At 35.9% G+C, this 941-nt stretch carries 1 protein-coding gene; it reads right to left on the reverse strand.

Features of this window, described 5'->3' with window-relative positions:
* A partial coding sequence (locus tag CVN76_RS01045) for a DNA primase family protein (protein WP_232732040.1) occupies positions 1 to 941 on the reverse strand: 941 nt, incomplete at both ends.

Raw genomic sequence — 941 nt, forward strand, 5'->3', positions numbered from 1 at the left:
ATAAAATGATCTGTTCCCTAATGTGCGTTCACCTGATTTAAAGCACCAATTGTCATAAACGTTGTATAATTCTTTCGCTTCGATTTTGATTGCTTCATTTTTGGGCTCATCAATGTAACAAATTTCACCCAAGAACGGCGCTAATATATCCATTTCTTCTTTGTAATTACCGGTTGCATCCGTTACAACTTTCGGGTCTTGCAGCCCTAACCTCTGCCACTTCAAGCAACCCTCAATGGCCCAATTTAAAATCCCTGGCATTTCAAATGACAATTTTTCCTCCAACTTTTTATCACGCTCATGCGGCTTTAGATTTAAAGTAAATGGGATAATTTTTACACGTCTCCAAATACCATCGTCTACACCGCCGATAATTGGCTTATGATTTGTAGTGAAGAACACCTTGAATTCTGGGAGAAATTCAAAATATTCTTGTCTTAAAAACCGAGCTAAAATTGGTTCCCCGCCTGTAATAGTCTTTACAAGTGATTCCTGCAATTTTTCGCCTTCCTCTGACTCTACGGCCGAAACAAATCTTGAATTTACTAACCTGGCAATATCATTATTTGCACCTGTATCTTTTTTCTTAATGAACGTATCTGACTTTGTTTGAGATCCGTAATCGCCCATTAACTTTTTGATTGTATTTACAAATGTCGATTTACCGTTTGAACCACCGCCAACTAAGAAATACATGGATTGTTCTGATATATCCCCAGTTAGCGAGTATCCAACAAGTCGTTGCATATATTCAATTAAGTCTTTGTCACCTTTAAATATTTGATTCAGGAAATTTGACCAAGTTGGATATTTTGCATTTTCGTCAAATTCAACATTTGTGATTTTTGAAATTCCAAGCTCACGATCGTGCTGCTGAAGATTTCCAGATTTCAAATTGATAATTCCATTTTCAACATTCAATAAAAATTTATGTTGATCAA

Source organism: Bacillus sp. mrc49 (assembly GCF_002803435.1).